The organism is Roseicyclus amphidinii, from assembly GCF_030163755.1.
GTDB lineage: Bacteria > Pseudomonadota > Alphaproteobacteria > Rhodobacterales > Rhodobacteraceae > Roseicyclus > Roseicyclus amphidinii.
In genome coordinates this window covers 1-3,774 of sequence record NZ_JASJOE010000123.1, presented here as the reverse complement: position 1 = coordinate 3,774, position 3,774 = coordinate 1, and the positions used below count along the sequence as shown (strand labels likewise).

4 protein-coding genes and 2 pseudogenes are annotated in these 3,774 nt (G+C 70.6%); 1 reads left to right on the top strand and 5 read right to left on the bottom strand.

The window, feature by feature from the left end; all coding sequences use genetic code 11:
• From QQK83_RS18975 to QQK83_RS18955, 5 genes and pseudogenes are all read right to left on the bottom strand, one after another.
• Positions 1 to 142: pseudogene (locus QQK83_RS18975) on the bottom strand (molybdopterin molybdenumtransferase MoeA); the annotation flags it as partial.
• A 171-nt stretch (positions 143 to 313) separates the two neighbouring features.
• Complete coding sequence (gene moaC, locus QQK83_RS18970; RefSeq protein WP_284266964.1) at positions 314 to 799, bottom strand: cyclic pyranopterin monophosphate synthase MoaC; 486 nt, start codon at positions 797 to 799, stop codon at positions 314 to 316.
• A 4-nt stretch (positions 800 to 803) separates the two neighbouring features.
• Positions 804 to 1,610, bottom strand: coding sequence for an indole-3-glycerol phosphate synthase TrpC (trpC, locus tag QQK83_RS18965; protein ID WP_284266962.1), 807 nt, complete (start codon positions 1,608 to 1,610; stop codon positions 804 to 806).
• A gap of 12 nt (positions 1,611 to 1,622) precedes the next feature.
• A complete protein-coding gene (trpD, locus tag QQK83_RS18960) occupies positions 1,623 to 2,642 on the bottom strand; it encodes an anthranilate phosphoribosyltransferase (RefSeq protein ID WP_284266960.1) in 1,020 nt (339 codons plus the stop codon).
• Positions 2,639 to 3,226 carry an anthranilate synthase component II gene (locus QQK83_RS18955; RefSeq protein ID WP_284266958.1) on the bottom strand — a complete coding sequence of 196 codons (588 nt, stop codon included), beginning with the start codon at positions 3,224 to 3,226 and terminating at the stop codon, positions 2,639 to 2,641. The genes trpD and QQK83_RS18955 overlap by 4 nt, the downstream gene beginning before the upstream one ends.
• A 171-nt stretch (positions 3,227 to 3,397) precedes the next feature.
• Here QQK83_RS18955 and QQK83_RS18950 point away from each other — a divergent pair.
• Positions 3,398 to 3,774 (top strand): annotated as a pseudogene (locus QQK83_RS18950) (hypothetical protein); the annotation flags it as partial.

Here is a 3,774-nt window from a genome sequence, read left to right as displayed (position 1 = left end):
CCGAGAAGGGCGGCTGCTCGCGCCGCGCCACGACGCTCTCGGCCAGCACCCGCCCCCCGGCCCGCGCCAGGGGCACGGTCTCGACGCCCACCGGGCGCGCCAGCGCAAGGCAGGCCGCAAGCGCCTCCGAAACCGGGATCATCGGACCCGCTCCCGCATCCCGCCTTCATCTTCCTCCAAATACGGAAATCCCACGGGTGCCACCAAACCCGCCGCCCGGCATGTCGCACACCCGATGCCACGGGCCCACGATTTTCGCCCCGCGAAAATCGCCCCGGGCGACGCCGAAGGCGGCGCAATCCCCATGCACGCGTCACCCCGCATCATCGGCCTCGTAACGCCCGGATTTGCCGCCATCCTTCAGCACCACCCGGATCCCGCCGATCTCGATCGATTTTTCGGCCGCCTTCAGCATGTCATGCACCGTCAGCGCCGCCACCGACACGGCGGTCAGCGCCTCCATCTCGACGCCGGTCTGGCCGGTGGTCTTCACCGTCGCCCTGATCCGAACACCGGGCAGGCCCGCATCCGGCACCAGGTCGACCGTCACCTTGGTGATCGGCAAAGGATGGCAGAGCGGGATCAGATCGGCGGTCTTTTTCGCCCCCATGATGCCTGCCAGCCGCGCGATGCCCAGGACATCGCCCTTCTTCGCGGTGCCCGCCTCGACCAGCGCCAGCGTCTCGGGGCGCATCTTCACCCAGCCTTCGGCCACGGCCACCCGGTCGGTCACGGATTTCCCCGAGACATCGACCATATGGGCCTGTCCGCCCTCGTCGAAATGGCTGAGCTGCGCCATCGCCTCAGGCCCCCGCCGGGGCGGGATCGGCGAGGATCGCGGCGGTCGCCGCCGTGACGTCCGCCTGCCGCATCAGGCTTTCCCCGATCAGGAAGGACCGCGCGCCCGCTTGCGCCATGCGCGCAAGATCGGCAGGCGTGAACAGACCCGATTCCGAGATCACCATCCGGTCGCCCGGCACGCGGGCGGCCAGCCGCTCGGTCGTGGCAAGATCGGTGACGAAGGTGTTCAGATCCCGGTTGTTGATCCCCAGAAGCGGCGATTTGAGCGCCATCGCGCGCTCAAGCTCCGCGTCGTCATGCACCTCGATCAGCGCATCCATCCCCCAATGCCGCGCGGCATCCTCCAGCTCGGCGGCCTGGCCGTCCTCCACCGAGGCCATGATGATCAGGATGCAATCCGCGCCCCAGGCGCGCGCCTCGGCGACCTGGTAGGTGTCGTAGAGGAAATCCTTGCGCAGGCAGGGCAGAGCCACCGCCGCCCGCGCGCGGGTCAGGTAGTCGGGCTTGCCCTGGAAACTGGGCTCGTCGGTCAGGATCGAGAGGCAGGTCGCGCCGCCCGCCTCGTAGGCTTTTGCAAGCGTCGGCGGGTCGAAATCGGCGCGGATCAGGCCCTTGGACGGGCTCGCCTTCTTGATCTCGGCGATCAGCCCGTAGCCCGATCCCTCGGCCCGGCGCAGCGCCTCGCCGAAGCCCCGCACACGCGGCGCGGCGCGCGCGGCCTCTTCCACGCTGGAGGGTGGGCGCGCGGCCTTGGCGGCGGCCACTTCCTCAAGCTTGTAGGCCTTGATCCTGTCGAGAATGGTCGCCATCGCGCGCCCCCCTTATGCCGTGCCGGAGGTGATCGCGGCCAGCCGCTCCACCGCGCGTTTCGCCGCGCCCGAGGCAAGGCTCTCGCGGGCGATCTCCACCCCCGCTTTCAGATCGTCGGCCTTTTCGGCCACCACCAGCGCCGCCGCCGCGTTCAGCAGCACCGCGTCGCGGTAGGCCCCTTCGGCCCCGTCCAGCAGTGCGCGGAGCGCGGCGGCGTTCTCGGCGGGCGTGCCGCCGAGGATGTCGCGGAAGGGATGGACGGGCAGGCCCGCCTCCTCGGGATGCACCTCGCGCGGGCGGATCTTGCCGTCCTTCAGCACCGCCACGGATGTCGGCCCCGAGATCGAGATCTCGTCCGTCCCGTCCGCGCCATGCACCAGCCACGCGGCCTCGGACCCCAGCTCCTTCAGCGTCTCGGCCATGGGAAAGATCAGGTCGATGGCGAAGGCCCCGGTCAGCTGGCGCTTGACGCCCGCGGGGTTGGTGAGCGGGCCGAGGATGTTGAAGATCGTCTTGCAGCCCAGCTCCTGCCGCACGGGCATCACCTGCTTCATCGCCGGGTGGTGCATCGGGGCCATCATGAAACCGATCCCGGCCTCGGCAATGCCGCGCTCCACCACGTCGGGTCCGACCATCACGTCGATGCCCAGTTCACCCAGCGCATCGGCCGCGCCGGATTTGGAGCTGAGGTTGCGGTTGCCGTGCTTGGCCACCGGCACGCCCGCGCCCGCCACGACAAAGGCCGTCGCGGTCGAGATGTTGAGCGTCCCCATCCCGTCGCCGCCGGTGCCGACGATGTCCATCGCGCCCTCGGGCGCGGTCACCTTCACGCAGCGGTCGCGCATCACCTGCGCCGCCGCGGCATATTCGGCGACGGATTCGCCGCGCGCCCGCATCGCCATCAGGAGGCCCCCGATCTGCGCTTGCGTGGCCGTGCCCTCGAACAGCTCTTCGAAGGCGGCTTCGGCCTGCGCGCGGCTCAACGGCCCTTCGGAGGCCGCATAGATCAGCGGTTTCATCGCGTCGGTCATGCCGGGATCGTCCCTTTCGCGGTCTCGAGGAAGGTGCGCAGCATCGCGTGCCCGTGTTCCGAGCGGATGCTTTCAGGGTGGAACTGCACGCCTTCGATCGGCAGCGTGCGGTGGCGCAGGCCCATGATCGTGCCGTCCGCCAGCGCGGCGGTCACTTCAAGCTCGGCGGGCAGGCTGGCGCGTTCGACCACCAGCGAGTGATAGCGCGTCGCCTTCAGCGGCGAGGGCAGGCCCGCGAAGACGCCTTTGCCCTCGTGCAGGATCTCGCCCATCTTGCCATGCACGATCTCGGTATGCCGCAGGACGCGGCCGCCGAAGGCCTCGCCGATGGTCTGATGCCCGAGGCAGACCCCCAGAAGCGGCACGCCCGCCCCCGCCGCCGCCCGCGTGAGGGGCAGGCAGATGCCCGCCTGCGCCGGGTCGCAGGGGCCGGGGCTGAGGACGATGGCCTCGGGGGCCATGGCCAGCGCCTCCTGCACGGTGATCTGGTCGTTGCGCACGACGCGCGTCTCGGCCCCCAGCTCGCCCAGGTAATGGACGAGGTTCCAGGTGAAGCTGTCGTAATTGTCGATGAGAAGCAGCATGGGACCTGACCACCGCGCCGCGGGCGCGAAAAGGTTAAAAAGGGGTGAAGGCGTCGCGCGCCCGAGCTATACATGTTTCAAAGCCGGGCAGGGTGGTCAAGCGCCTCTCGAGACCCGGTCAGGGCAAGCGGTGCGCGGCGCGTGGGGCCGCAACGGGCGAAAGAGGGCGACATGGGCGGTGGAGTGATCGGCGGTTTCGGGCTGGGCCTTGTGATGTCGGCCATCGTGCTGGCGGCGGTGTCGCTCAGCACGCCCTTGCCCGACAGGGGCGAGGGGCCTGCCGCCACAGAGGCTCCGGCAGAGGCTGCCGTGGAGGCTGCCGTCGAGGCTGCCGTCGAGGCGGCCACACCCGAAGATGCGCCGGACCCTGTCGCCGAACCGGCCCCCGACCCGGCCCCCGAACCGGCCACACCCGCGCAACGCGCGGACGAGCCGCCTGCCGGGGACGACGCGCCGCAGGGCGAGGCCGCCCCGGTGGAGGCCACGCCGCCCGCGGAGGCAGCCCTGCCCGAACCGCCCGATGCCGCCGAAGGCACCGGCCCCGCCAC

What these genes read in the sequence shown, in the direction of transcription:
- QQK83_RS18955 (WP_284266958.1), bottom strand. Translation starts at nt 3,226, where the DNA reads ATGCTGCTTCTCATCGACAATTACGACAGCTTCACCTGGAACCTCGTC.
- trpD (WP_284266960.1), bottom strand. Translation starts at nt 2,642, where the DNA reads ATGACCGACGCGATGAAACCGCTGATCTATGCGGCCTCCGAAGGGCCG.
- moaC (WP_284266964.1), bottom strand. Translation starts at nt 799, where the DNA reads ATGGCGCAGCTCAGCCATTTCGACGAGGGCGGACAGGCCCATATGGTC.
- trpC (WP_284266962.1), bottom strand. Translation starts at nt 1,610, where the DNA reads ATGGCGACCATTCTCGACAGGATCAAGGCCTACAAGCTTGAGGAAGTG.